The 24,846-nt window shown below is 70.8% G+C and carries 26 protein-coding genes; 1 reads left to right on the top strand and 25 read right to left on the bottom strand.

Annotated features, from left to right (window positions below; all coding sequences use genetic code 11):
* The 13 genes from metK to pyrR form a co-directional block, all read right to left on the bottom strand.
* Nucleotides 1-818 (bottom strand): methionine adenosyltransferase (metK, locus tag ACFWP3_RS16340; RefSeq protein ID WP_384221077.1); only part of this gene is annotated, 818 nt, incomplete at its 3' end.
* 196 nt (nucleotides 819-1,014) lie between these two features.
* A complete protein-coding gene (coaBC, locus tag ACFWP3_RS16335) occupies nucleotides 1,015-2,229 on the bottom strand; it encodes a bifunctional phosphopantothenoylcysteine decarboxylase/phosphopantothenate--cysteine ligase CoaBC (protein WP_384221074.1) in 1,215 nt (404 codons plus the stop codon).
* A gap of 128 nt (nucleotides 2,230-2,357) precedes the next feature.
* Nucleotides 2,358-2,630 (bottom strand): DNA-directed RNA polymerase subunit omega, encoded by a 273-nt coding sequence (gene rpoZ / locus ACFWP3_RS16330; protein WP_004948662.1) that lies wholly within the window; start codon nucleotides 2,628-2,630, stop codon nucleotides 2,358-2,360.
* 78 nt (nucleotides 2,631-2,708) lie between these two features.
* Nucleotides 2,709-3,272, bottom strand: coding sequence for a guanylate kinase (gene gmk, locus ACFWP3_RS16325; protein WP_079154080.1), 564 nt, complete (start codon nucleotides 3,270-3,272; stop codon nucleotides 2,709-2,711).
* 61 nt (nucleotides 3,273-3,333) lie between these two features.
* Nucleotides 3,334-3,657 (bottom strand): integration host factor, encoded by a 324-nt coding sequence (locus ACFWP3_RS16320; protein WP_008740406.1) that lies wholly within the window; start codon nucleotides 3,655-3,657, stop codon nucleotides 3,334-3,336.
* Between the two features lie 303 nt (nucleotides 3,658-3,960).
* Nucleotides 3,961-4,803: an orotidine-5'-phosphate decarboxylase gene (gene pyrF, locus ACFWP3_RS16315; protein ID WP_384221071.1), complete on the bottom strand. Its 843-nt coding sequence runs from the start codon at nucleotides 4,801-4,803 to the stop codon at nucleotides 3,961-3,963.
* Complete coding sequence (locus tag ACFWP3_RS16310) at nucleotides 4,800-5,924, bottom strand: quinone-dependent dihydroorotate dehydrogenase (RefSeq protein ID WP_384221068.1); 1,125 nt, start codon at nucleotides 5,922-5,924, stop codon at nucleotides 4,800-4,802. The genes pyrF and ACFWP3_RS16310 overlap by 4 nt, the downstream gene beginning before the upstream one ends.
* A gap of 118 nt (nucleotides 5,925-6,042) precedes the next feature.
* The gene (gene carB, locus ACFWP3_RS16305) at nucleotides 6,043-9,351 is read right to left on the bottom strand and encodes a carbamoyl-phosphate synthase large subunit (protein ID WP_384221065.1); all 3,309 of its coding nucleotides are present in this window, start codon (nucleotides 9,349-9,351) and stop codon (nucleotides 6,043-6,045) included.
* A complete protein-coding gene (carA, locus tag ACFWP3_RS16300; protein ID WP_384221063.1) occupies nucleotides 9,344-10,486 on the bottom strand; it encodes a glutamine-hydrolyzing carbamoyl-phosphate synthase small subunit in 1,143 nt (380 codons plus the stop codon). Before carA ends, carB begins: the two co-directional genes overlap by 8 nt.
* Nucleotides 10,483-11,073, bottom strand: coding sequence for a hypothetical protein (locus ACFWP3_RS16295; RefSeq protein ID WP_384221061.1), 591 nt, complete (start codon nucleotides 11,071-11,073; stop codon nucleotides 10,483-10,485). The genes carA and ACFWP3_RS16295 overlap by 4 nt, the downstream gene beginning before the upstream one ends.
* Nucleotides 11,070-12,356: a dihydroorotase gene (locus ACFWP3_RS16290; RefSeq protein WP_384221059.1), complete on the bottom strand. Its 1,287-nt coding sequence runs from the start codon at nucleotides 12,354-12,356 to the stop codon at nucleotides 11,070-11,072. Before ACFWP3_RS16290 ends, ACFWP3_RS16295 begins: the two co-directional genes overlap by 4 nt.
* A gap of 2 nt (nucleotides 12,357-12,358) precedes the next feature.
* Complete coding sequence (locus ACFWP3_RS16285) at nucleotides 12,359-13,351, bottom strand: aspartate carbamoyltransferase catalytic subunit (RefSeq protein WP_384221057.1); 993 nt, start codon at nucleotides 13,349-13,351, stop codon at nucleotides 12,359-12,361.
* 94 nt (nucleotides 13,352-13,445) lie between these two features.
* A complete protein-coding gene (pyrR, locus tag ACFWP3_RS16280; protein ID WP_384221055.1) occupies nucleotides 13,446-14,042 on the bottom strand; it encodes a bifunctional pyr operon transcriptional regulator/uracil phosphoribosyltransferase PyrR in 597 nt (198 codons plus the stop codon).
* A gap of 288 nt (nucleotides 14,043-14,330) precedes the next feature.
* Here pyrR and bldD point away from each other — a divergent pair, with 288 nt between their 5' ends.
* Nucleotides 14,331-14,831, top strand: a complete 501-nt coding sequence (gene bldD / locus ACFWP3_RS16275; RefSeq protein ID WP_007263032.1) for a transcriptional regulator BldD — start codon at nucleotides 14,331-14,333, stop codon at nucleotides 14,829-14,831.
* Between the two features lie 179 nt (nucleotides 14,832-15,010).
* Here bldD and nusB read toward each other — a convergent pair whose 3' ends face one another.
* The 12 genes from nusB to ruvX all read right to left on the bottom strand — a co-directional run bounded on the left by nusB (nucleotide 15,011) and on the right by ruvX (nucleotide 24,844).
* A complete protein-coding gene (nusB, locus tag ACFWP3_RS16270; protein WP_384221052.1) occupies nucleotides 15,011-15,439 on the bottom strand; it encodes a transcription antitermination factor NusB in 429 nt (142 codons plus the stop codon).
* 2 nt (nucleotides 15,440-15,441) lie between these two features.
* The gene (efp, locus tag ACFWP3_RS16265) at nucleotides 15,442-16,008 is read right to left on the bottom strand and encodes an elongation factor P (protein WP_048477874.1); all 567 of its coding nucleotides are present in this window, start codon (nucleotides 16,006-16,008) and stop codon (nucleotides 15,442-15,444) included.
* Nucleotides 16,009-16,065: 57 nt separating this feature from the next.
* Nucleotides 16,066-17,172 (bottom strand): aminopeptidase P family protein, encoded by a 1,107-nt coding sequence (locus ACFWP3_RS16260; protein WP_384221050.1) that lies wholly within the window; start codon nucleotides 17,170-17,172, stop codon nucleotides 16,066-16,068.
* 87 nt (nucleotides 17,173-17,259) lie between these two features.
* Nucleotides 17,260-18,027, bottom strand: a complete 768-nt coding sequence (locus tag ACFWP3_RS16255) for an AAA family ATPase (protein WP_384221048.1) — start codon at nucleotides 18,025-18,027, stop codon at nucleotides 17,260-17,262.
* 42 nt (nucleotides 18,028-18,069) lie between these two features.
* Nucleotides 18,070-18,516 (bottom strand): type II 3-dehydroquinate dehydratase, encoded by a 447-nt coding sequence (gene aroQ / locus ACFWP3_RS16250; RefSeq protein ID WP_069919444.1) that lies wholly within the window; start codon nucleotides 18,514-18,516, stop codon nucleotides 18,070-18,072.
* A complete protein-coding gene (gene aroB / locus ACFWP3_RS16245; RefSeq protein WP_384221045.1) occupies nucleotides 18,513-19,604 on the bottom strand; it encodes a 3-dehydroquinate synthase in 1,092 nt (363 codons plus the stop codon). The genes aroQ and aroB overlap by 4 nt, the downstream gene beginning before the upstream one ends.
* Nucleotides 19,601-20,137, bottom strand: a complete 537-nt coding sequence (locus ACFWP3_RS16240) for a shikimate kinase (protein ID WP_384221042.1) — start codon at nucleotides 20,135-20,137, stop codon at nucleotides 19,601-19,603. Before ACFWP3_RS16240 ends, aroB begins: the two co-directional genes overlap by 4 nt.
* Complete coding sequence (aroC, locus tag ACFWP3_RS16235; RefSeq protein ID WP_384221040.1) at nucleotides 20,134-21,318, bottom strand: chorismate synthase; 1,185 nt, start codon at nucleotides 21,316-21,318, stop codon at nucleotides 20,134-20,136. The genes ACFWP3_RS16240 and aroC overlap by 4 nt, the downstream gene beginning before the upstream one ends.
* Before the next feature lie 161 nt (nucleotides 21,319-21,479).
* A complete protein-coding gene (locus ACFWP3_RS16230; RefSeq protein WP_384221037.1) occupies nucleotides 21,480-21,671 on the bottom strand; it encodes a hypothetical protein in 192 nt (63 codons plus the stop codon).
* Between the two features lie 34 nt (nucleotides 21,672-21,705).
* A complete protein-coding gene (locus ACFWP3_RS16225) occupies nucleotides 21,706-22,530 on the bottom strand; it encodes a shikimate dehydrogenase (protein WP_384221034.1) in 825 nt (274 codons plus the stop codon).
* Between the two features lie 6 nt (nucleotides 22,531-22,536).
* A complete protein-coding gene (mltG, locus tag ACFWP3_RS16220) occupies nucleotides 22,537-24,294 on the bottom strand; it encodes an endolytic transglycosylase MltG (RefSeq protein WP_384221032.1) in 1,758 nt (585 codons plus the stop codon).
* A gap of 79 nt (nucleotides 24,295-24,373) precedes the next feature.
* Nucleotides 24,374-24,844, bottom strand: coding sequence for a Holliday junction resolvase RuvX (ruvX, locus tag ACFWP3_RS16215; protein ID WP_030387206.1), 471 nt, complete (start codon nucleotides 24,842-24,844; stop codon nucleotides 24,374-24,376).
* Between the last annotated feature and the right edge of the window lie 2 nt (nucleotides 24,845-24,846).

Genomic DNA, 24,846 nt, shown 5'->3' with positions numbered 1-24,846 from the left:
GCCATGCCGCCGTACGTGTCGATGATGATCTTGCGGCCGGTCAGGCCGGCGTCGCCCATCGGGCCGCCGATCTCGAAGCGGCCGGTCGGGTTCACCAGCAGGCGGTAGCCCTCGGTGTCCAGCTTGATGCCGTCCTCGATGAGCTGGGCCAGCACGTGCTCGACGACGAACTCGCGGATGTCGGGAGCGAGCAGCGAGTCCAGGTCGATGTCCGAGGCGTGCTGCGAGGAGACGACCACGGTGTCGAGGCGGACGGCCTTGTCGCCGTCGTACTCGATGGTGACCTGGGTCTTGCCGTCGGGGCGCAGGTACGGGATGGTCCCGTTCTTGCGGACCTCGGAGAGCCGCTTGGAGAGCCGGTGCGCCAGGTGGATCGGCAGCGGCATCAGCTCGGGGGTCTCGTCGCAGGCGTAGCCGAACATCAGGCCCTGGTCGCCGGCGCCCTGCTTGTCGAGCTCGTCCTCATCGCCCTCGACCCGCTTCTCGTAGGCGGTGTCGACACCCTGCGCGATGTCCGGGGACTGCGCGCCGATGGACACCGACACGCCGCAGGAGGCGCCGTCGAAGCCCTTCTTCGAGGAGTCGTAGCCGATCTCGAGGATCTTGTCGCGGACGAGCTGCGCGATCGGCGCGTAGGCCTTCGTCGTCACCTCTCCCGCGATGTGCACGAGACCCGTGGTGATGAGGGTCTCCACGGCGACACGCGAGGTGGGGTCCTCGGTGAGGAGCGCGTCGAGGATCGTGTCGCTGATCTGGTCAGCGATCTTGTCAGGGTGGCCCTCGGTGACGGACTCCGAGGTGAACAGACGACGGGACACAACGCTCCCTGGGGTTGCAGCGGCTGCTGGCTGATCATTTGTTGGAACCACACCAGAGGCTGCGCCTGATCACGTTCCGAATGCAGTTTATCGGTTGCCACCGTTCGCCGGTCCACCCGTCTCGCCTTATGGGAGGCGTGTGACCTGCGGCACTCACATTCTGGCGCACGGACGCGGCAAGGAGAAGGGAAGCGCGTCAGGCGCGTCGCGCCGGCAGCCGCGCTCCCACCTGGTCCCACACCAGTTCCGCAAGGGCTTCCTTCGGACCATAGGGCACGGGAAGTTCGGAACCGTCCGAGGCCAGGATCACAGCCTCGTTCTCCTCCGAACCGAAGGTCTTGCTCTCGCCCACCTCATTGACCACGAGGAGATCGCAGCCCTTGCGCCGGAGCTTGGCGCGTCCGTTCGCCAGGACGTCGTCGGTCTCGGCGGCGAAGCCCACCACGACCTGACCCGCCCGGGCCCGGTCGGCCGAGATCTCGGCGAGTACGTCCGGATTGCGTACGAGGGCGACCGGCGCGGGCTCCTCCCCGTCCTTCTTCTTGATCTTCCCGCCCGCGTACACGGCGGGCCGGAAGTCGGCCACGGCCGCCGCCATCACCACAGCGTCGGCGTCGGCCGCCGCCTTGAGGACCGCTTCCCGCAGCTGCACGGCCGTCCCCACCCGTACGACGTCCGCTCCGGCCGGGTCGGCCAGCGAGGTGTTGGCCGCCACGAGGGTGACCCGGGCGCCGCGCGCCACGGCGGTGCGGGCCAGGGCGTACCCCTGCTTGCCGGAGGAGCGGTTGCCGAGGAAGCGGACGGGGTCCAGGGGTTCGCGGGTGCCGCCGGCGCTGATCACCACGTGCCGTCCGGCGAGGTCCGGCCCCGCCGCTCCGCGGGCCAGGACGCTCCGGCACACCTCGAAGATCTCCTCGGGGTCGGGCAGCCGGCCCTTGCCGGTGTCCTTGCCGGTCAGCCGGCCCACGGCGGGCTCGATGACCACGGCCCCGCGGCGCCGCAGCGTGGCGACGTTCTCCTGGGTGGCCGGGTGCTCCCACATCTCGGTGTGCATGGCGGGGGCGAAGACCACCGGGCAGCGGGCGGTGAGCAGGGTGTTGGTGAGCAGGTCGTCGGCCAGCCCGTGGGCGGCCTTGGCCAGCATGTCGGCGGTGGTCGGGGCGACCACGACGAGGTCGGCGGACTGCCCGATGCGTACGTGCGGCACCTCGTGGACGGTCTCCCACACCTCCGTGGACGCGGGGTTCCCGGACAGCGCGGCCCAGGTGGCCTCGCCGACGAAGTTCAGGGAGGCCGCCGTGGGCACCACCCGTACCTCGTGCCCGGACTCGGTCAGCCGGCGCAGCAGCTCGCACGCCTTGTAGGCGGCGATCCCGCCGCTCACCCCCAGCACGACCTTGGGCTTACCCATCCGTACACACCCCTTCTGCAAGCTCGTCCGAGCTCGACCGAGCCCGGACGAGTTCGACAGTACCCATGACACACCACAGGCCCGGCAGATGGTCTGCCGGGCCTGTGGCGAAAGGAATGTTCGGTGCCTTACTGAGCCGGGGCCTCGATGGCCTCGGAGGTCAGCAGACCCGCGTTGATCTCGCGCAGCGCGATCGAAAGCGGCTTCTCGTGGACGTGGGTGTCCACCAGCGGGCCGACGTACTCGAGCAGGCCCTCACCGAGCTGCGAGTAGTACGCGTTGATCTGACGCGCGCGCTTGGCCGCGTAGATCACGAGGCTGTACTTCGAGTCCGTGGCCTCGAGCAGCTCGTCGATCGGCGGGTTGATGATGCCCTCGGGCGCAGTAATGGAAGAGGACACGCTCTACCTTCCGAAGATGGGAAAAAGATCGTTGCCGATCAGGTGGTGACCGATCGACTCAGAAACGGCGATCGACGATCAGACAACGTTCATCAAGGCTAGCAGCTCACGTGCTACGTCCTCGACGGAGGTATTGACAAGGGTGGTGTCGAACTCGGATTCGGCAGCGAGCTCGGTCTTGGCCGCCCCGAGCCTGCGCTCGATGACCTCGGCCGATTCCGTGCCCCGGCCCGTGAGCCGGCGGACCAGCTCGTCCCAGCTCGGCGGAGCCAGGAAGACCAGTTGGGCGTCGGGCATCGACTCGCGGACGAGCCGTGCGCCCTGGAGGTCGATCTCCAGCAGTACCGGCTCGCCGTTGTCCAGGCGTTCCAGCACCGCGCCGCGCGGTGTGCCGTAGCGGTTGCCCGCGAACTCGGCCCACTCCAGCAGCTCGCCGTTGGCGATCAGCTTGTCGAACTCGTCGTCGTTGACGAAGAAGTACTGGACTCCGTGTCGCTCACCGGGCCGCGGCTTGCGGGTGGTGGCCGACACCGAGAGCCAGACCTCGGGGTGGACCTTGCGCATATGCGCGACGACCGTGCTCTTGCCGACCCCCGAAGGGCCGGAGAGCACGGTCAGCCGCGGACGAACCTCTGCTGCCATAGAGCGATTATCCAGGTTCCAGAGACTGCCTGAGAACGCCGGAAGAACTCCGGGCGACGCGTCAGCCGGCAGGAGTGCCGAACTCACGCTCCAGAGAGGCGATCTGGTTGGAGCCGAGACCTCGGACACGCCGGGACTCGGAGATGCCGAGGCGCTCCATGATCTGCTTGGCGCGCACCTTGCCCACGCCAGGCAGGGACTCCAGCAGGGCGGAGACCTTCATCTTTCCGATGACGTCGTTCTCCTGGCCCGTCTTGATGACCTCCTGGAGGGAGGCGCCGGAGTGCTTGAGTCGATTCTTCACCTCGGCCCGCTCCCGGCGAGCCGCGGCGGCCTTTTCGAGCGCGGCTGCGCGCTGTTCAGGGGTAAGGGGCGGAAGAGCCACGCCTACGTCACCTCGGATGTCGAACTGTCGGATACGGACCGGTGGGGAACCCCAAGGGCACCACACCTGGCGAGGTCCCGAACAGCGGTATTGCTCGTTCGCTGCTCGTTCACTCTGCTCGGAGACTAGCGGCCATGGCCGCTCCAGTCAGCGAGAACGGACGAAAAGTCCTGGTCAGCCTCCACTGAACCGTACATCACGGACAAAATACCCCTGTTTTGTCCGGTGAAAGCCGTTCGAATTTCGTCAAAGCTTCCGGAGTTCCCCGTGCGCGCGGTGGTGACAGTGATGCACGTCACGCCCTCACGCGGACACCGCGGCGCGGATCTCCTCCGCGAAGGCGCCCGCACTCGCCCGCAGGGCCGCGACGTCCGGCCCGTGCTTCAGCACGCCCCGCGACACGTTCGGCACGACGTTGCGCACGGCCTTGCCGAACACCGCCGGCAGGTCCGCCGCCGTCGCGCCCTGCGCCCCGATCCCCGGCGCCAGCAGCGGCCCGTTGATGTCCAGGTCGAAGGAGGACAGATCGCCCAGCGTGGCGCCGACCACGGCCCCGAAGGAGCCCATCGGCTCGGCGCCCTCGTTCTCGGCCGCCAGGTGCGCCAGCATCGTCGCCCCGACCGACCGGCCGTCCGCGCGGACCGCCCGCTGGACCTCCGCGCCCTCCGGGTTCGAGGTCAGGGCGAGCACGAAGAGCCCCGCCCCCGACCGGCGCGCCAGCGCCACGGCGGGCTCCAGCGAGCCGTAGCCCAGGTACGGGGACACCGTCAGCGCGTCGGAGAAGAGCGGGGAGGCGGGGTCCAGGAATGCCGAGGCGTAGGCCGCCATGGTCGAGCCGATGTCGCCGCGCTTGGCGTCCATCACGACCAGCGCGCCCGCCGCGCGGGCGTCCGCGACCGTCTGCTCCAGCACCGCGACGCCCCGCGAGCCGAACCGCTCGAAGAAGGCCGCCTGCGGCTTGAAGACCGCCACCGACTCCGCCAGCGCCTCCACGACCGTGCGCGAGAAGCGCTCCAGGCCGGCCACGTCGTCGTCCAGGCCCCACTGGGCCAGCAGCGCCGCGTGCGGGTCGATGCCCACGCACAGCGGGCCGCGGGAGTCCATCGCCTCGCGGAGGCGGGTGCCGAACGGGGTCACGGTGCTCACTTGGCGGCCTTTCGGGTCTCGGCGCCCACCGCTTCGGCGAGCGTCGCGTACGGGCTGTTGGCCAGGCGCGCCGCCAGGCCCTTGTGGATGGACCGGGCGTAGCAGGGGCCCTCGTAGATGAAGGCGCTGTAGCCCTGGATCAGCGTCGCGCCGGCCAGGATCCGCTGCCAGGCGTCCTCGGCGTTCTCGATGCCCCCGACGCCGGCGAGGACCAGCCGGTCCCCCACGCGGGCGTACAGGCGGCGCAGGACCTCCAGGGAGCGCTCCTTGACCGGGGCGCCGGACAGGCCGCCGGTCTCCTTGACCAGCTCGGGCGCGGAGGTGAGGCCGAGGCCCTCGCGGGCGATCGTGGTGTTCGTCGCGATGATGCCGTCCAGGCCGAGCTCCAGGGCCAGGTCCGCGACCGCGTCGACGTCCTCGTCGGCGAGGTCCGGGGCGATCTTGACCAGCAGCGGGACCCGGCGGTCCGGCACCGCCCGGTCCGCGGCCTCGCGCACGGCCGACAGCAGCGGCCGCAGCGACTCCGTGGCCTGGAGGTTGCGCAGTCCGGGGGTGTTCGGCGAGGAGACGTTCACGACGAGGTAGTCGGCGTGCCGGGCGAGGCGCTCGGTCGAGGCGACGTAGTCCGCGACCGCCTCCTCCTCGGGCACGACCTTGGTCTTGCCGATGTTGACGCCGACGACGGTCTTGCCCCGTGTCTTCTTTTGGCCGGCCGTACGGGCGGCCAGGCGGGCGGCGACGGCCGCGGAGCCCTCGTTGTTGAAGCCCATCCGGTTGATCAGCGCGCGGTCCGGGACCAGCCGGAACAGCCGCTTCTTCGGGTTGCCCGGCTGCGCCTCGGCGGTGACGGTGCCGATCTCGACGTGGTCGAAGCCGAGCATCGACATCCCGTCGATGGCGACGGCGTTCTTGTCGAAGCCGGCCGCGAGGCCGAAGGGGCCGTGCATCCGCAGGCCCAGGGCCTCGGTGCGCAGCTCCTTGTGGCGGGGGGCGAGCCAGGCCGCCGCGAAGGTGCGCAGCACGGGCGTGCGGGCGGTGAGGCGGATCCAGCGGAAGGCCATGTAGTGGGCCCGCTCGGGGTCCATGCGCTTGAAGACCAGGTTGAAGAAGAGTTTGTACATCGTCGAGAGGATCCCTCTGCGCTCATGGAAAGGGGGACACCGTCGTGAAACCGGTGTCCCCCTCCCCGTGTCATCCGGGCTGTTCGGTCTCCCGGCTACCGCTGGGAGGTGCCCCCGGTCAGTCGCGGGCGGCGGTCAGGTGCTCCGCGTGCTCCTGGAGGGAGCGGACGCCCACGCCGCCGTGGCCCAGTGCCTCGATGCCCTGGACGGCCGCGGCGAGGGCCTGGACCGTGGTCAGGCACGGGACGCCGCGCGCCACAGCCGCCGTGCGGATCTCGTAGCCGTCGAGGCGGCCGCCGGTGCCGTACGGGGTGTTGACGATCAGGTCGACCTGCCCGTCGTGGATCAGCTGGACGATGGTCTTCTCGCCGTCCGGGCCCTCGCCCTCGCTGAGCTTGCGCACCACGGTGGCGTTGATGCCGTTGCGACGCAGCACCTCGGCGGTGCCGGAGGTGGCCATCAGCTCGAAGCCGTGGGCGACGAGCTCGCGCGCCGGGAAGATCATCGAGCGCTTGTCGCGGTTGGCGACGGAGATGAAGGCGCGGCCCTTGGTGGGCAGCGGGCCGTAGGCGCCCGCCTGCGACTTGGCGTACGCCGTGCCGAAGACGGCGTCGATGCCCATGACCTCGCCGGTGGAGCGCATCTCCGGGCCGAGGACCGTGTCCACGCCGCGGCCGTGGATGTCGCGGAAGCGCGACCACGGCATGACGGCCTCCTTGACGGAGATCGGCGCGTCGATCGGCAGGGTGCCGCCGTCGCCGGTCCTCGGCAGCAGGCCCTCGGCGCGCAGCTCGGCGATGGTGGTGCCGAGCGAGATGCGGGCGGCGGCCTTGGCGAGCGGGACGGCGGTCGCCTTCGAGGTGAAGGGGACGGTCCGGGAGGCGCGCGGGTTGGCCTCAAGGACGTAGAGGATGTCACCCGCCATCGCGAACTGGATGTTGATCAGACCGCGTACGCCGACGCCCTTGGCGATGGCCTCGGTGGAGGTGCGCAGGCGCTTGATGTCGAAGCCGCCGAGGGTGATCGGGGGCAGGGCGCAGGCCGAGTCGCCGGAGTGGATGCCGGCTTCCTCGATGTGCTCCATGACGCCGCCGAGGTAGAGCTCGGTGCCGTCGTAGAGGGCGTCGACGTCGATCTCGATCGCGTCGTCGAGGAAGCGGTCGACCAGCACGGGGCGGGTCGGGGAGATCTCGGTGGACTCGGCGATGTACGACTCCAGCCGGGTCTCGTCGTAGACGATCTCCATACCGCGGCCGCCGAGCACGTACGAGGGGCGGACCAGGACCGGGTAGCCGATCTCGTCGGCGATGGCCTTCGCACCCGTGAAGGTGGTGGCGGTGCCGTGCTTGGGGGCGGGCAGTCCGGCGTCGGCGAGGACCTGGCCGAAGGCGCCGCGGTCCTCGGCGGCGTGGATGGCCTCGGGCGAGGTGCCGACGACGGGCACGCCGTTGTCCTTGAGCGCCTGCGCGAGACCGAGCGGGGTCTGGCCGCCGAGCTGGACGATGACGCCGGCGATGGGGCCGGCCAGCGTCTCGGCGTGGACGATCTCCAGCACGTCCTCGAGCGTCAGCGGCTCGAAGTACAGGCGGTCGGAGGTGTCGTAGTCGGTGGAGACGGTCTCCGGGTTGCAGTTGACCATCACGGTCTCGTAGCCCGCGTCGCTGAGCGCGAAGGAGGCGTGGACGCAGGAGTAGTCGAACTCGATGCCCTGGCCGATGCGGTTCGGGCCGGAGCCCAGGATGATGACCGCGGGCTTCTCGCGCGGGGCGACCTCGGACTCCTCGTCGTAGGAGGAGTAGAAGTACGGGGTCTTCGCGGCGAACTCGGCGGCGCAGGTGTCGACCGTCTTGTAGACCGGGCGGACGCCGAGCGCGTGCCGGACCTCGCGGACCACGTCCTCGCGCAGGCCGCGGATCTCGGCGATCTGGACGTCGGAGAAGCCGTGGCGCTTGGCCTCCGCGAGCAGCTCGGGGTGGAGCTTGTCGGCGGCGGCGAGCTCGTCCGCGATCTCCTTGATGAGGAAGAGCTGGTCGACGAACCAGGGGTCGATCCTCGTGGACTCGAAGACCTCCTCCTGGGTGGCGCCGGCGCGGATGGCCTGCATGACGGTGTTGATGCGGCCGTCGGTGGGGCGCACGGCGGTGGCGAGGAGCTCGGCCTTGTCGCCGGGCTCGCCGACGAAGGTGAACTGCGAGCCCTTCTTCTCCAGGGAGCGCAGGGCCTTCTGGAGCGCCTCGGTGAAGTTGCGGCCGATGGCCATGGCCTCGCCCACCGACTTCATGGTGGTGGTGAGGGTGGCGTCGGCGGCCGGGAACTTCTCGAAGGCGAAGCGCGGGGCCTTGACGACGACGTAGTCGAGGGACGGCTCGAAGGAGGCCGGGGTCTTCTCGGTGATGTCGTTGGGGACCTCGTCGAGGGTGTACCCGATGGCAAGCTTGGCGGCGATCTTGGCGATCGGGAAGCCGGTCGCCTTCGAGGCGAGCGCCGAGGAGCGCGAGACGCGCGGGTTCATCTCGATGACGATGACGCGGCCGTCGGCCGGGTCGATCGCGAACTGGATGTTGCAGCCGCCGGTGTCGACGCCGACCTCGCGGATGATCGCGATGCCGATGTCGCGCAGCCGCTGGTACTCGCGGTCGGTCAGCGTCATCGCCGGGGCGACGGTGATCGAGTCGCCGGTGTGGACGCCCATCGGGTCGAAGTTCTCGATGGAGCAGACGACGACCACGTTGTCCTTGGTGTCGCGCATCAGCTCCAGCTCGTACTCCTTCCAGCCGAGGATGGACTCCTCCAGGAGCACCTCGGTGGTCGGGGAGAGCGTGAGGCCCTGGCCGGCGATGCGGCGCAGCTCGTCCTCGTCGTGGGCGAAGCCGGAGCCGGCGCCGCCCATGGTGAAGGAGGGGCGCACGACGACGGGGTAGCCGCCGAGGGTGTCGACACCCGCGATGACGTCGTCCATCGAGTGGCAGATGACCGAGCGGGCGGACTCGCCGTAGCCGATCTTGGCCTTGACGGCCTCGACGACGCCCTTGAAGAGGTCGCGGTCCTCACCCTTGTTGATGGCCTCGACGTTGGCGCCGATGAGCTCGACGCCGTACTTCTCCAGCACACCCTGCTCGTGCATGGAGATGGCGGTGTTGAGCGCGGTCTGGCCGCCGAGGGTGGGGAGCAGCGCGTCGGGGCGCTCCTTCGCGATGATCTTCTCGACGAACTCGGGGGTGATCGGCTCGACGTACGTGGCGTCGGCGATCTCCGGGTCGGTCATGATCGTCGCCGGGTTGGAGTTCACCAGGATGACCCGCAGGCCCTCGGCCTTGAGGATGCGGCAGGCCTGGGTGCCGGAGTAGTCGAACTCGGCGGCCTGGCCGATGACGATCGGGCCGGAGCCGATGACCAGGACGGACTGGATATCGGTGCGCTTAGGCACGCTCGGCCTCCATCAGCGATACGAAACGGTCGAAGAGGTACGCGGCGTCGTGCGGGCCGGCAGCCGCCTCGGGGTGGTACTGGACGCTGAAGGCCGGCTGGTCGAGCAGCTGGAGGCCTTCCACGACCTGGTCGTTCAGGCAGACATGCGAGACCTCGGCGCGGCCGTAGGGGGTCTCGGAGACCTTGTCGAGGGGCGCGTCGACGGCGAAGCCGTGGTTGTGCGCGGTGACCTCGACCTTGCCGGTGGTGCGGTCCTGCACCGGCTGGTTGATGCCGCGGTGGCCGTACTTCAGCTTGTAGGTGCCGAAGCCGAGCGCGCGGCCCAGGATCTGGTTGCCGAAGCAGATGCCGAAGAGCGGCGTCTTGCGCTCCAGCACGCCCCGCATGACGGCGACGGGGCCGTCGGCGGTGGCCGGGTCGCCCGGGCCGTTGGAGAAGAACACGCCGTCCGGGTTGACCGCGTAGACGTCCTCGAGGGTGGCGGTGGCGGGCAGCACGTGCACCTCGATGCCCCGCTGGGCCATCCGGTGCGGGGTCATGCCCTTGATGCCGAGGTCCACGGCGGCCACGGTGAACTTCTTCTCGCCGATGGCGGGGACGACGTACGTCTCCTTGGTGGCGACCTCGGCGGAGAGGTCGGCGCCGCTCATCTCGGGGGCCTGGCGGACCTTGGCGAGCAGCAGCCCGTCGTCGGCGATCGCGTTGCCGGAGAAGATGCCGACGCGCATGGCGCCGCGCTCGCGCAGGTGGCGGGTCAGGGCGCGGGTGTCGACGCCGGAGATCCCGACGACGCCCTGCGCGACCAGCTCCTCGTCCAGCGACCGCTGGGAGCGCCAGTTGGAGGGGACGCGGGCGGGGTCGCGCACGACGTAGCCGGACACCCAGATGCGGGAGGACTCGGGGTCCTCGTCGTTGACGCCGGTGTTGCCCACGTGCGGGGCGGTCATCACGACGACCTGGCGGTGGTAGGACGGGTCGGTGAGGGTCTCCTGGTAGCCGGTCATGCCGGTGGAGAACACGGCCTCGCCGAAGGTCTCCCCGTGCGCGCCGTAGGCGCGGCCGCGGAAGATCCGACCGTCCTCCAGGACAAGTACGGCGGGAGTTTTGGCTGCTCCCCTGGTGGAGGTCGTCATCTTTCGGCGCCTTCCGTCGTGATGGATGAGTCGGATGAGTTCATGAGGTTGATCGCCTCGACCCAGGCGGCGTGCTCGGCCGCGCGGTCGGAGCGGAATCCGGAGTCGATCAGCTTGTCACCGTGCGCCCAGGTGACGACGAGCAGACCGCCCTCGGTGAGTACCTTGCCCGCGATTCCCTTGTCGAGGCGGGCGCCGCGCAGCTGCGCGGCCGGTACGAAGAAGTCATTGGCCCCCGGTCGGACCACGTCGAGGCCCGCGTCGGTGAGCGTGAGCTCGACCCGGCTGCGCAGGCCCAGACCGTGGGCGACGATCCGGTCGAGCCACTGCCCGGCGGTGGTGGACCCGTGGTACCGGCCGGTCAGGGCCAGCCGGTGCGCGGGAAGACCATCGGGGGCGGCGGGCAGCTCCGGCAGATCGTTCTGCAGAGCGCCGCGCCATTTCCAGCCCTGCCGCATCAGCCAGTACACGAACGCGATGAAGACGGCCAGGCCGATCACCCACGCGATGCGGGCGCCGACGCTGGTCACCTCCGCCGACTGTCGCTCGGCGGCCTCGGCGGCCAGTTGGATTACTGCAGGTGTCACGCCAGTTTCCCGTCCACGACCGTTGCCCGGCCCCGCAGGAAGGTGTGAGTGACGCGACCCGGCAGCTCACGGCCCTCGTAAGGCGTGTTGCGGCTGCGGGAGGCGAAGTGTGCGGGGTCCACGACACCACGGTACGAGGTATCGACCAAGGTCAGGTTCGCGGGTTCACCTGCCGAGACGGGGCGGCCGTGGTTCTCCAGGCTGCCGATGCGCGCCGGGGCGAAGGACATCCGCTCGGCGACGCCCGCCCAGTCGAGCAGTCCGGTCTCCACCATCGTCTGCTGGACGACGGAGAGCGCGGTCTCCAGGCCGACCATGCCCATGGCGGCGGCGGCCCACTCGCAGTCCTTGTCCTCGTGCGGGTGCGGGGCGTGGTCGGTGGCGACGATGTCGATCGTGCCGTCGGCGAGCGCCTCGCGCAGGGCCAGCACGTCGCGCTCGGTGCGCAGCGGCGGGTTGACCTTGTAGACCGCGTTGTACGAGCGGACGAGCTCGTCGGTGAGGAGGAGGTGGTGCGGGGTGACCTCGGCGGTGACGTCGATGCCGCGGGACTTGGCCCAGCGGACGATCTCGACGGAGCCGGCGGTGGAGAGGTGGCAGATGTGGACGCGGGAGCCGACGTGCTCGGCGAGCAGGACGTCGCGGGCGATGATCGACTCCTCGGCGACGGCCGGCCAGCCGCCGAGGCCCAGCTCGGCGGAGACGACGCCCTCGTTCATCTGGGCGCCCTCGGTGAGCCGGGGCTCCTGGGCGTGCTGGGCGACGACGCCGCCGAAGGCCTTCACGTACTCCAGGGCGCGGCGCATGATCACGGCGTCGTCCACGCACTTGCCGTCGTCGGAGAAGACGGTGACGCGGGCGGCGGAGTCGTGCATGGCGCCCAGCTCGGAGAGCTGCTTGCCCTCCAGGCCGACGGTGACGGCGCCGATGGGCTGCACGTCGCAGTAGCCGGACTCCTTGCCCAGGCGCCAGACCTGCTCGACGACGCCGGCGGTGTCGGCGACCGGGAAGGTGTTCGCCATGGCGAAGACGGCGGTGTATCCGCCGGAGGCCGCGGCGCGGGTGCCGGTCAGGACGGTCTCGGAGTCCTCGCGGCCGGGCTCGCGCAGGTGGGTGTGCAGGTCGACGAGGCCGGGGAGGAGCACCTGGCCCTCGGCCTCGATCACGGTCGCGCCCTCGGCGGACAGTCCGGTGCCGACCTCGGCGATGGTCTCGCCGTCGATCAGGACGTCCTGCGCCTCGCCGCCGAGTACCTTCGCGCCACGGATAAGGATCTTGCTCATGGTTACTTGGTCTCCTCGGTACGCGCGGCGGCGGGGGTGGTGGTGACGGCGGGCTCGGAGCCTCCGAGCAGCAGGTACAGGACGGCCATCCGGGTGGACACGCCGTTGGCGACCTGCTCGACGGCCGTGCAGCGGTCGGAGTCGGCGACCGCGGCGGTGATCTCCATGCCGCGGTTCATCGGGCCGGGGTGCATCACGATGGCGTGCTCGGGCATCTTCGCCATGCGGTCGCCGTCGAGCCCGTACCGGCGGGAGTACTCGCGCTCGGTCGGGAAGAAGGCGGCGTTCATGCGTTCGCGCTGCACACGCAGCATCATCACCGCATCGGACTTCGGCAGCACCTCGTCCAGGTTGTACGAGACCTCGCACGGCCAGCTCTCGACGCCGATCGGGACCAGCGTCGGCGGGGCCACCACGGTGACCTGGGCGCCGAGGGTGTGGAGCAGCTGGACGTTGGAGCGGGCGACCCGGCTGTGCAGGACGTCGCCGACGATGGTGATGCGGCGGCCGTTCAGGTCCTTGCCGAGGCCCGCGTCACGGCCGACCAGGCGGCGGCGCATGGTGAAGGCGTCCAGCAGGGCCTGGGTGGGGTGCTCGTGGGTGCCGTCGCCGGCGTTGACCACGGCGGAGTCGATCCAGCCGGAGGTCGCGAGCCGGTAGGGGGCGCCGGAGGCGTGGTGGCGGATGACGACGGCGTCGGCGCCCATCGCCTCGAGGGTCAGGGCGGTGTCCTTCAGGGATTCGCCCTTGGAAACCGAGGAGCCCTTGGCGGAGAAGTTGATGACGTCGGCGGAGAGCCGCTTGGCGGCCGCCTCGAAGGAGATCCGGGTGCGGGTCGAGTCCTCGAAGAAGAGGTTGACGACCGTGAGGCCGCGCAGGGTGGGCAGCTTCTTGATCGGCCGGTCCGCGACGCGGGCCATCTCCTCGGCGGTGTCGAGGATCAGGACGGCGTCGTCGCGCGTGAGATCGGCGGCCGAGATGAGGTGGCGCTTCATCTGGGTGCTCCGTAGGTCGGGAGGGCAGGCGGAGGTCGGGGCAGGGCAGGCTTCGGCGCGGACCCCCACGGAGGCCCGTATTCACTCGAACGGGTTAAAGCCCGGCTGCCTGGGCGGTCCGCTGGCCGAGCAGCACGGCGTCACGGCCGTCCTCCTCCTGGAGCTGGACCTTGACGGTCTCCCGCAGCGACGTGGGGAGGTTCTTGCCGACGTAGTCGGCACGGATGGGAAGCTCGCGGTGTCCGCGGTCGACGAGGACGGCCAGCTGCACGGCGCGCGGGCGGCCGAGGTCGCCGAGGGCGTCGAGGGCGGCGCGGATGGTGCGGCCGGAGAAGAGCACGTCGTCGACGAGGACGACGAGACGGCCGTCGAGGTCGTCGCCGGGGATCTCGGTGCGGCCGATCGCGCGGGCGGGCTTCATGCGCAGGTCGTCGCGGTACATGGTGATGTCGAGGGAACCGACCGGGATCTTCGTGCCGGTGATCTCTTCGAGCTTGGCCGCCAGCCGGCGGGCGAGGTACACACCGCGGGTGGGAATGCCGAGGAGCACCACGTCGTCGGCGCCCTTGGCGCGTTCGACGATCTCGTGGGCGATACGGGTCAGGACCCGTGCGATGTCCTGCGCTTCGAGTACGGAGCGCGCCGCATCGGCGTTCTGACCGGGCTGGGCCTGGGCGTTCTGAGCGTCCATGAAAAGGACCTCCTTCTCCGCCTCACGGGACGGACCTTAAAGGACGTCGGATGTACGTGTCCCACGGTACCAGGGGCTCGCCGGTGGCCCGCACCGGGTGGGTGTCCGGGGGCTCCGGGGAAGGCCGCCGGGAACGCTCTTGAGGGGGCGATGGAGACCATTCGGCTTGACGCATCCAAGTAACGCTGCGTAACCTCACAGTGAGTTACCAGCCGCGCGGCGGAGCCGCACGTAGTTACGTAGTCGCAGTGTCCAAGCCGTCACAGCGTCACAGCGTCCGGGAGCGTTATGTCCAGCGAATACGCCAAACAGCTCGGGGCCAAGCTCCGTGCCATCCGCACCCAGCAGGGCCTTTCCCTCCATGGTGTCGAGGAGAAGTCCCAGGGCCGGTGGAAGGCCGTGGTGGTCGGTTCTTACGAGCGCGGGGACCGCGCCGTGACCGTCCAGCGCCTTGCCGAGCTGGCGGACTTCTACGGGGTGCCGGTGCAGGAGCTCCTGCCGGGCACGACTCCGGGCGGAGCGGCCGAGCCGCCGCCGAAGCTGCGTCTCGACCTGGAGCGCCTGGCGGGCGTGCCCGCCGAGAAGGCCGGCCCGCTCCAGCGCTACGCGGCCACGATCCAGAGCCAGCGCGGCGACTACAACGGCAAGGTGCTGTCGATCCGCCAGGACGACCTGCGCACCCTCGCCGTCATCTACGACCAGTCCCCCTCGGTCCTGACCGAGCAGCTGATCAGCTGGGGCGTGCTGGACGCGGATGCCCGTCGCGCCGTGGCGCACGAGGACATCTAGTCGTCTTCCGTACCAGCAGAAACGTTTACCGGCGGGTGCCGGGAGCCCAGGAGGCTTCCGGCACCCGCCGTTTCGCGTGGCGCCCGCGGCCGCCGGCACCGCCCCGCGGCCGCCCCGCACACAGCGGAGGGGCCGCAGCGCCTGCTGCGGCCCCTCCGCTCAACCGAATCCGCCGGAGACTACTGGCGGCGCAGATTCGGCTTCAGTTCCTTGAAGCGGGCCAGCAGCCCGTTCACGAACGACGGCGAGTCGTCCGTCGAGAACTCCTTGGCCAGCTGGACGGCCTCGTCGATCGCCACGGCGTCCGGGGTGTCGTCCACCCAGATCAGCTCGTAGGCACCGAGCCGCAGGATGTTCCGGTCCACGACCGGCATGCGGTCGAGTTCCCAGTCCACGGCGTAGGTGACGATCAGGTCGTCGATGCGGTTCACCTTGTCGGCGTAGCCCTCGACGAGGTCCATCGTGAAGGCGCTGACCGGCGGCTGCCGGTCGTCCGACCGGGCGTGGCGGATCCAGTCCGCGAGGACCTCGCGCACGGGCACCCCGCGCTGGTCGGCCTCGAACAGGATCTGGAAAGCGCGCTTGCGCGCGTTGCTCCGGGCAGCCACGGTTAGCTGTTCACCCGGCCGAGGTAGTCGCTGGTGCGGGTGTCGACCTTGATCTTCTCGCCGGTGGTGACGAAGAGCGGGACCTGGATCTCGTGACCGGTCTCCAGGCGCGCCGGCTTGGTGCCGCCGGTGGAGCGGTCGCCCTGGACGCCCGGGTCGGTGTGCTCGATGACCAGCTCGACGGCGGCCGGGAGCTCGACGTAGAGCACCTCGCCCTCGTGCTGGGCGACCGAGGCGGTGAAGCCCTCGATCAGGAAGTTGGCGGCGTCGCCGACGGCCTTCTTGTCGACCATCAGCTGGTCGTAGGTCTGCATGTCCATGAAGACGAAGTACTCGCCGTCCATGTACGAGAACTGCATGTCACGCCGGTCGATCGTGGCGGTCTCGACCTTCGTGCCGGCGTTGAACGTCTTGTCGACGACCTTGCCGGAGAGCACGTGCTTGAGCTTGGTGCGCACGAAGGCCGGGCCCTTGCCGGGCTTGACGTGCTGGAACTCGACGACGGACCAGAGCTGGCCACCGTCGAGCTTGAGCACCATGCCGTTCTTGAGGTCGTTCGTGGAAGCCACGGTTGCGGAATCTCCTGCACTGGAAGACCACGGGTGCGCGCACAGCCCGGCGACGGGCTAGAGCGCGAGCAGCTCCTTGGTCGTAATGGTGAGTAGCTCGGGACCGCCGTCCGCCTCGGGGCGCACGACGAGCGTGTCATCGATCCGGACACCTCCCCGGCCGGGGAGGTGAACCCCCGGTTCGACGGTGACCGGCACGCAAGCGTCCAGTTTACCCATTGCCGTAGGTGCTAGCTGCGGGTCCTCGTCGATTTCGAGACCGACACCGTGTCCGGTCCACGGCGCGAGCGCTTCCCCATGGCCCGCGGCGTCCAGTACGGAGCGGGCGGCGTGGTCCACGTCCCGGTACGCGGCGCCCGGCAGGAGGGCCTCCCGCCCGGCCCGCTGCGCGGCGAAGACCAGGTCGTACAGCTGGATCTGCCAGTCCGCGGGGGTGGTGCCGATGACGAAGGTGCGGCCGATCTCGCAGCGGTAGCCGCGGTAGCCGGCGCCGAGGCAGACGGTCAGGAAGTCGCCCTCCTCCACCCGGCGGTCGGAGGGCCGGTGCCGGGAGCGGCCGGAGTGCGGGCCCGTCCCGACGGAGGTCGGGAAGGCCGGCCCGTCGGCCCCGTGGTCGACGAGCCGCCGCTCCAGCTCCAGGGCGAGGTGGCGTTCGGTGCGTCCGACGAGGATGGACTCCAGCAGTTCGCCCAGGGCCTGGTCGGCGATCTCGGCGGCGATCCGCAGGCAGGCGATCTCCTCCTCGTCCTTGACCAGGCGCTGCTGCTCCACGGCGTTGCCGAGGTCGGCCAGGCGCAGCGACGGGGCGACGGAGCGCAGGGCCCGGTGCCGGGCCACGGTGAGGTGGTGCTCCTCCACGGCGAGCGAGTCGGCGCGGACGGCCGCGGCGAGGTCGCCGGCCGCGACGGCCGGATCCCCGCCGGGGCTCGCCAGCACGGACACCTTGAGGTGCTCGTCGAGGCGGCCCTCGTCGGCCTCGCCGGTGGGCGCGTTGACGCAGAACATCACGTCCTCGGACGGCCCCACCAGGAGTACGGCGCCCAGCGGGGACGCCCCGGAGAGATAGCGGACGTTCGCCGGACGCGTGATCAGCGCGGCGGCGTTCCCCGCGGCGGCGCAGCGGTCGCGAAGCGTGCCCCGGCGGGCGGCGTACACGTCTGACATGTCTTCGAGCGTACGAGCGCAGCGCGCCTCCGGCCCGGCGAGCGCGTCCGGACGTGCGCCGCCCCGCCGGGGCAAGCCGGACGGCGCCTAGGTCAGCGCGCGTGCCAGGGCCTCGTCGAGGGCCCTCGCCGTGCCTTCGACGTCGAGGTGGGAGTTGTCGATGATCGGCAGGCCCGAGCCGTACCAGCCCGCCATCCGGCCGTGGATGCGCGCGACCTCCTCGTCGGAGAGCCTGCGGTTGCCGGAGCGGGCCGCGTTGCGCTCCAGGACGATCTCCAGCCCCGGCAGCAGCACCACCGGCAGCAGCGCGGGCCCCACGTGCCGCTTCCAGCCGCCCAGGCCGACGACCGGCCGGTCCGGGAAGACGGCGTCGTCGAGGATGCAGGAGATCCCGTTGGCCAGGTAGTTGCGGGCGGCGAACCCGCAGGTGCGGCGGGCGAGGCGGTACTGGGCCTCGGAGTGCTCGTTCCACCCCGCCTGCGGGTCCGCGAAGCCCGAGCAGACCCACTCCCGGACGTCGTCCAGGCTGATGTGGGCGGTGGCCACGGGCCGGGTGCTCGCCCAGTGCCGGGCCACGGTGGTCTTCCCCGCCCCGGCCGGGCCGATCAGCAGCACCGCGAGGGTGTGCGCACCGGTGCCCGCCACCGCGGGCGGCAGCGGGATGTGCCCGGTGGCCTCCGGCACCGGCGGTATCCCCGCCGGGTGCGCGGGGGGCGCCTGGTGCGATGCCGGCGGAGGCGGCGGCGGGGACCCCGGCCAGCCCTGCGCAGGGGGTATCGGCGGCTGCGGCGGCGCTGCCGGGTGCTGTCCCGACTGCCCCCAGCCCGCGCCCCCGCTCCCCACTCCTTGCTGCATCCGGTGCAACTCCGTCTCGTTCCGGCGACTGATGCGAGAACGTTATATGACCCCGGCGACCTCGTCCGCCAGCGCCCTCAGCGCCAGCCGGTACGACCCGATGCCGAAGCCCGCGACGGTCCCGGTCGCCACGGAGGCGATGACCGAGGTGTGCCGGAACTCCTCGCGGGCGTACGGGTTCGAGATGTGCACCTCGATCAGCGGCGCGGTGCGCTGCGCCGCCGCGTCCCGCATGGCGTACGAGTAGTGCGTGAAGGCGCCCGGGTTGATGACCACGGGGATCTTCCCGTCGGCCGCCTCGTGCAGCCAGCGCACGATCTGCCCCTCGTCGTTGGTCTCGCGGACCTCGACGTCGAAGCCGAGTTCCGCGCCCAGCGTGCGGCAGCTCTCCACCAGGCCCGCGTACGAGGTGGCCCCGTACACGTCGGGCTCGCGCGAGCCGAGCCGGCCCAGGTTGGGGCCGTTCAGCACGAGCACGCGCCGGCTCACGCGGACACCTCGCCGTAGGCGGCGATCAGGTGCGCCGGGTCGGGGCCTTCCAGCACGGTGGGCTTGCCCAGGCCGTCGAGGACGATGAAGCGCAGCAGGTTGCCGCGCGACTTCTTGTCGAGCTGCATGGTCTGGAGCAGCTTGGGCCACTGGTCGCCGCGGTAGGTCAGCGGCAGGCCCACCGAGGCCAGCACCGAGCGGTGCCGGTCGGCCGTGGCGTCGTCGAGGCGGCCCGCGAGCCGGCCGAGTTCCGCCGCGAAGACCATGCCGACGGAGACGGCCGCGCCGTGCCGCCACTTGTAGCGCTCGTTCTTCTCGATGGCGTGCCCGAGGGTGTGGCCGTAGTTGAGGAACTCGCGCAGGCCGGTCTCCTTGAGGTCGCTGGAGACCACGTCGGCCTTGACCTGGATCGACCGCACGATGAGCTCGGTGGTGTGCGGGCCGGTGGGCGTCCGGGCCCCCTGCGGGTCCGCCTCGATCAGGTCGAGGATCACCGGGTCGGAGATGAAACCGGCCTTGATGACCTCGGCGAGGCCGCTGACGTAGTCGTTGACCGGCAGCGAGTCCAGCGCCGCCAGGTCGCACAGCACACCGGCCGGCGGGTGGAAGGCGCCGACGAGGTTCTTGCCCTCGGCGGTGTTGATGCCGGTCTTGCCGCCGACCGCCGCGTCGACCATCGCGAGCACGGTGGTCGGTACGGCGATCCAGCGCACCCCGCGCAGCCAGGTGGCCGCGACGAAGCCCGCGAGGTCGGTGGTGGATCCCCCGCCGACGCCGACGACGACGTCGGTGCGGGTGAAGCCGGACTGGCCGAGCGCCTTCCAGCAGTACGCGGCCACCTCGGCCGTCTTGGCCTCCTCGGCGTTCGGCACCTGGATGGCGACCGCCTCGTAGCCCTGTTCGGCGAGGTCGTAGCGCAGCGCCTCACCCGTGGAGGCCAGGGCCTCGGGGTGGATCACGGCGACCCGCTGGGCCTTGCCGCCGATCATGCTGCCCAGCTCGCCGAGCAGCTGGTGCCCGACGAGCACCTCGTACGCGTCGTGGCCGGCGTCGGCACCGACCTGGATCCGCGTCACCTGGTCCGTCATACGTCCTTCAACTCCAGAGCGTCGAGGACCGCCTGGGCGACCTCTTCGGGGGTGCGGTCGTCGGTGGCCACCACGACGCGCGCGACTTCGGTGTACAGGGGGCGGCGGGCGTCCATCAGCTCGCGCCACTGGCGGCGCGGGTTGACGGCCAGCAGCGGGCGGGCCGCGCCGAGGCCGGCGCGGCGCACGGCCGACTCGACCTCCATCGACAGGTAGGCGACGGGCAGCCCGGCCAGCAGTGCGCGGGTGCCCGGGTCGAGGACCGCGCCGCCGCCCAGGGAGAGGACCCCGGTGTGCTCGGCGACGCCGGCGGCGACCGCCTGCCGTTCGAGCTCGCGGAAGTACGGCTCGCCCTCGTCGACGAAGATGTCGGAGATCTCCCGGCCCTGGGCCGCGACGATGTCCGCGTCCGTGTCCCGGTAGGCGACGCCGAGCCGCTCGGCGATCATCGCCCCCACCGTGGACTTGCCGGAGCCCGGGGGCCCGACGAGGACGACGACCGGCGCGCTCGGGGTGCTGGGTCCGCCCGTCACCGGATCTGCAGGTTGTCGAGGTACGCCCGGACGTTGCGGCGCGTCTCGGGCACGGAGTCGCCGCCGAACTTCTCGACCACCGCGTCGGCCAGCACGAGGGCGACCATGGCCTCGGCCACGATGCCGGCGGCCGGGACGGCGCACACGTCGGAGCGCTGGTGGTGGGCCACCGTCGCCTCTCCGGTGGCCACGTCCACGGTCGCGAGGGCGCGCGGCACGGTCGCGATGGGCTTCATGGCGGCCCGTACGCGCAGCAGCTCACCGGTGGTCAGACCGCCCTCGGTGCCGCCGGAACGGCCGGAGGTGCGCTTGAGGCCCTCGGGGGTGGAGACGATCTCGTCGTGCGCCTTGGAGCCGGGCACGCGGGCCAGCTCGAAGCCGTCGCCGACCTCGACGCCCTTGATGGCCTGGATGCCCATGAGCGCCGCCGCGAGGCGGGCGTCGAGGCGGCGGTCCCAGTGGACGTGCGAGCCGAGGCCGACCGGGACTCCGTACGCGAGCACCTCGACGACGCCGCCGAGGGTGTCGCCGTCCTTGTGGGCCTGGTCGATCTCCGCGACCATCGCCTTGCTCGCGTCCGCGTCGAGGCAGCGCACCGGGTCGGCGTCGAGCTTCTCGACGTCGGCGGGGGTCGGGTAGACGCCGTACGGGGCCTTGGCCGCGGCCAGCTCCACCACGTGCGAGACGATCTCGATGCCCGCGACTTCCTTGATGAAGGACCGGGCGATGGCTCCGAGGGCGACACGGGCGGCGGTCTCACGGGCGCTGGCGCGCTCCAGGATCGGCCGGGCCTCGTCGAAGCCGTACTTCTGCATGCCCGCGAGGTCGGCGTGGCCGGGCCGCGGACGGGTCAGCGGCGCGTTGCGGCCGGTGTCCTTGAGCAGCGAGGGGTCGACCGGGTCGGCCGACATGACGGTCTCCCACTTGGGCCACTCGCTGTTGCCGACCATCACGGCGACGGGGGAACCGAGCGACAGCCCGTGCCGGACGCCGCCGATGAAAGTGATCTCGTCCTGCTCGAACTTCATCCGGGCCCCGCGGCCGTAGCCGAGCCGGCGCCGGGCCAGGTGGTCGGCCACCAGCTCGGTGGTGACCGGGACGCCGGCGGGAAGTCCCTCCAGCGTCGCCACCAGTGCCGGTCCGTGGGACTCCCCGGCGGTCAGCCAACGCAACCTGCTCAACGATGCTCCTCATGCTCGCGCCTGGTTCAGCTCGGCGCGCCCCTGGGGGCACCTCCCAGCGTGAGCTGGTGGAGTGCGCGGCCCCGGACCCGCCTCACCCGATCCTCCCATGTCCGGACGGGGATACCGGCCTCGAGTCCAGCTATCGGACGGCTCGTCCGTCAGTTGACCCGGCTGCGGCGCTGCCGCACCCATGTGACGGCCGTCCACACGCCGAGGGATCCGACGAGTCCGAGGACGATCACCTTCGCCCAGAGCGGCAGGTCGCCGAAGGCGGCCCGGGCCGCGGCGAGGATCACGAAGGGGATGTCCCACTTCGAGGCGAGTATCTGCTCCGTACCGGTCTGTTCCATGACGCCCCCCAAGATCAACAATGCGGGGGAAAGCCTAACGGGCGGCGAGCGCCCGTTCGCCGGCGGCGCGTATGGCGGCGAGCGGCCCCCGGTCGCGGCCCGTCATCTGCTCGACCTGGAGCACGGCCTGGTGGACCAGCAGGTCCAGCCCGCCGATGACCGTGCCGCCCCGCTGCGACCAGGCGGCCGCGAGGGGGGTCGGCCAGGGGTCGTACAGGACGTCGAAGAGAGTGCCCGGGGCCTCGGGTACGGCAGCGGCCAGTTCGTCGGTGGCCCCGGCCGGGGTGGTCGCGACGACCAGCGGCGCGGCCAGCGCCCGGGCCGCCTCGGACCAGTCGGCCGTACGGACGGGGACGCCCAGCCGCTCGCCCCACTGCCGCATCTCGTCGGCGCGGGCCCGCGAGCGGACGTACGCGGTGACCTCGCCGGTGCAGATCCTGGAGAGCGCGGCCAGGGCCGAGGAGGCGGTGGCCCCGGCGCCGAGGATGGCCGCGGACGGCACCTTCTCGATGCCGCGCTCGTGCAGGGCGGCGACGATGCCGGGGATGTCGGTGTTGTCGCCGAGGCGGCGGCCGTCCTCGGCGAAGACGACCGTGTTGACCGCCTCGACCGAGGCGGCGGTGTCGCTGACGGCGTCGAGCAGCGGGATGACCGCCCGCTTCAGCGGCATCGTCAGGGACAGCCCGGCCCATTCGGGACCGAGCCCGGCGATGAAGCCCGGGAGCGCGGCCTCGTCGACGTCGAAGCGGTCGTACGACCAGTCGGCGAGGCCGAGCTCCTGGTAGGCGGCGCGGTGCAGCACCGGTGAGAGCGAGTGCTCGATGGGTGAACCCAGCACTGCGGCCCGTATCCGTGTCATGTCCTGCTACCCGCCGTTCTTCTGCTTCTGCCGTTCCTGGAACTCGGCGACGAGCTTGAGGTGCTCCTCGTAGGTCTGGGTGAAGGTCGTCGTGTTGCCGTCGACCGACACGAAGAACATCCAGCCGCCGTGATCCGGGTTGAGCGTAGCGGTAAGCGCGTCCAGGCCCGGGTTCCCGATGGGGCCGATCGGGAGGCCCTTGATGAAGTGGGTGTTGTACGGGTTGTTGAAGGCCTGGGCTTCCTTGAGGTTGAAGTTGATCTCGCTCTGGTTCTTCGCGTAGTTGTACGTCGAGTCGAACTCGATCTTCTGGTTCGTGACGTCGTTGGTCTTCTTGAGACGGTTGTAGACCACCTCGGACATCTTGCGGAAGTCCTCGTGGTTCTTGCCCTCGGCGTTGACGAGGCTGGCGACCGTGACCACCTGGAGCGGGTTCTCGAGGCCCAGTTCCTTGGCCTTGCCCTCGATGCCCAGCTCGGAGTACTTGTCCGAGGCGTTCTTGACCATCTGCTTGAGCAGGGACTCGGGCGTGCTGTCCTTGCTGATGTCGTAGCGCGCCGGGTAGAGGAAGCCTTCGAGGGGGTCGATGAGCTTCGGGTTGTTGCCCGCCCAGGCCGGCAGGCCCAGGTTCTTGCCCTCGCGCTTGGCGATCTCCTCGGTGGTGCCGGCCGGCTTGCCGAGGCGGTTGTCGATGGCCTTGTAGACCTCGACGTTCCGCTTGCCCTCGGGAACCGTGATCACGTTCAGCTTCGTGGGGTCGGTCATGAAGGCGACGGCGGCCGCGGCCGACATCTTCTTCTTCAGGGGGTAGACGCCCGGCTGGATCGACTTGCCCTTGGGATTGATGTTCGCCGCGGTGGTGAACGCCTCCACGCTCGCGACGATGCCGTGCTTCTTGAGGATGTTGCCCATCGCGGCCAGGGAGGATCCCGGGGGGATCTGGACGTCGACGGTCTCGCCGGTGCCCTCCCCCGCGTAGTCCTCGGCCGTGGCGAACCGGTCCTTGAGGTAGGTGTAGCCGTAGTAGCCGCCACCGCCGAGCACCGCCACGATGACGAGGGAGGCGACCAGGCACGCGGCGCCGCTGCGCTCCTTGGTCTTGCCGCCCTTGCCGCCCTTCGAGCGGCCGCCCCGGCGGCCGCCGCCGGCGGGCTCGTCGCCGTCACGGCCTTCGCCGGCGTCGGACGCGCTCTCGGATTCCTCGTCCTCCTGCTCGACCGGCTCCGGCTCCAGGTGGCGCCGGCCGGGGGGCTGCGGCGGCGGGTAGGCCTCGGGCGTGGCGTACAGGTCGGGCGCCTCGCCGGGGTAGCCGGCCACGGCCTGCTGGGCGTACGGGTCCGCGCCCGCGTACGGGTCGGCCGGCGCGGGCACCGCGTACTGCCCCTGGCCGGTGTCCCAGCCCTGGGAGTCGTACACCGGCTGCTGGGGCGCCTGCGGGACCTGCGGGGCGTAGGCCTGCTGCTGGGCGTACTGCTGGTACTGCGCCTGCTGCTGGTACTGCTGCTCCGGGTGCCCCTGCTCGGGGTACTGCGGGTGCTGTCCCTGCTGCGGGTACTGCTGCTGCTCCGGGTACTGCTGCTGCGCGTACTGCTGCTGCTCGGGGTACTGCTGCTGGTACTGCTGCTCCTGCGGATACCCCTGCTGCGGATCGGCGTACGGAGCCTGGCCCTGCTGGGTCTGGTGCGCGGTCCACCCCTGGTCCCCGAACAGGGGATCCTCCGGGTGCCACGGTTCGGGGCCACGGCCCCGGCCATACTCAGTCATCGGTCCCCTAGAGCCGCGAGACGAAGGCGACGGCTTGTTCGAATGCCGTCTCATCGCGCGGAACGTTACCGTATCGCGATCAGACAACCACTTCGACGCACTCGCCGGGCGGATTACCTGATACCCGTTCGGTCTCAAGAGCGTTCTGAAGGATCACCACAGCGGCCGCCTGATCGATGACCGATCTGCCCTTCTTCGCGTTCTTTCCGGAGGCGCGCAGCCCCTGGGCGGCGGTGACCGTGGTCATCCGCTCGTCCACCAGACGGACCGTCACCGGTTTGATGCCCTTCGCCAGTTCGTTCGCGAAGACGCGCACCTTGGCCGCGGCCGGCCCCTCCCGCCCGCTGAGCGAGCGGGGCAGGCCGACCACCACCTCGAGGGGCTCGTACTCCTCGACGAGCTGCCGCAGCCGCCGGTGGGCGAACGGGATGTCCCGGCCCGGGACGGTTTCCACCGGAGTGGCCAGGACCCCGTCGGGGTCGCAGGAGGCGACCCCGATCCGGGCGTCCCCCACATCGATCGCCAGCCGGCGGCCGCGGCGCAGGGTCATCG

Origin of the sequence: Streptomyces sp. NPDC058525 (genome assembly GCF_042719495.1) — a bacterium.
Lineage (GTDB): Bacteria > Actinomycetota > Actinomycetes > Streptomycetales > Streptomycetaceae > Streptomyces.
The sequence above is the reverse complement of the archived record's forward strand: the minus strand, read 5'-3'. Positions and strand labels throughout refer to the sequence as shown.

Excerpts from the sequence above, each read along its gene's own strand:
- coaBC (WP_384221074.1), bottom strand. The coding sequence starts at position 2,229 with ATGGGTAAGCCCAAGGTCGTGCTGGGGGTGAGCGGCGGGATCGCCGCC.
- gmk (WP_079154080.1), bottom strand. The coding sequence starts at position 3,272 with ATGGCAGCAGAGGTTCGTCCGCGGCTGACCGTGCTCTCCGGCCCTTCG.
- ACFWP3_RS16310 (WP_384221068.1), bottom strand. The coding sequence starts at position 5,924 with ATGTACAAACTCTTCTTCAACCTGGTCTTCAAGCGCATGGACCCCGAG.
- carA (WP_384221063.1), bottom strand. The coding sequence starts at position 10,486 with ATGACGACCTCCACCAGGGGAGCAGCCAAAACTCCCGCCGTACTTGTC.
- ACFWP3_RS16290 (WP_384221059.1), bottom strand. The coding sequence starts at position 12,356 with ATGAGCAAGATCCTTATCCGTGGCGCGAAGGTACTCGGCGGCGAGGCG.
- ACFWP3_RS16285 (WP_384221057.1), bottom strand. The coding sequence starts at position 13,351 with ATGAAGCGCCACCTCATCTCGGCCGCCGATCTCACGCGCGACGACGCC.
- pyrR (WP_384221055.1), bottom strand. The coding sequence starts at position 14,042 with ATGGACGCTCAGAACGCCCAGGCCCAGCCCGGTCAGAACGCCGATGCG.
- bldD (WP_007263032.1), top strand. The coding sequence starts at position 14,331 with ATGTCCAGCGAATACGCCAAACAGCTCGGGGCCAAGCTCCGTGCCATC.
- ACFWP3_RS16260 (WP_384221050.1), bottom strand. The coding sequence starts at position 17,172 with ATGTCAGACGTGTACGCCGCCCGCCGGGGCACGCTTCGCGACCGCTGC.
- ACFWP3_RS16255 (WP_384221048.1), bottom strand. The coding sequence starts at position 18,027 with ATGCAGCAAGGAGTGGGGAGCGGGGGCGCGGGCTGGGGGCAGTCGGGA.
- aroB (WP_384221045.1), bottom strand. The coding sequence starts at position 19,604 with ATGACGGACCAGGTGACGCGGATCCAGGTCGGTGCCGACGCCGGCCAC.
- ACFWP3_RS16230 (WP_384221037.1), bottom strand. The coding sequence starts at position 21,671 with ATGGAACAGACCGGTACGGAGCAGATACTCGCCTCGAAGTGGGACATC.
- ACFWP3_RS16225 (WP_384221034.1), bottom strand. The coding sequence starts at position 22,530 with ATGACACGGATACGGGCCGCAGTGCTGGGTTCACCCATCGAGCACTCG.
- mltG (WP_384221032.1), bottom strand. The coding sequence starts at position 24,294 with ATGACTGAGTATGGCCGGGGCCGTGGCCCCGAACCGTGGCACCCGGAG.
- ruvX (WP_030387206.1), bottom strand. The coding sequence starts at position 24,844 with ATGACCCTGCGCCGCGGCCGCCGGCTGGCGATCGATGTGGGGGACGCC.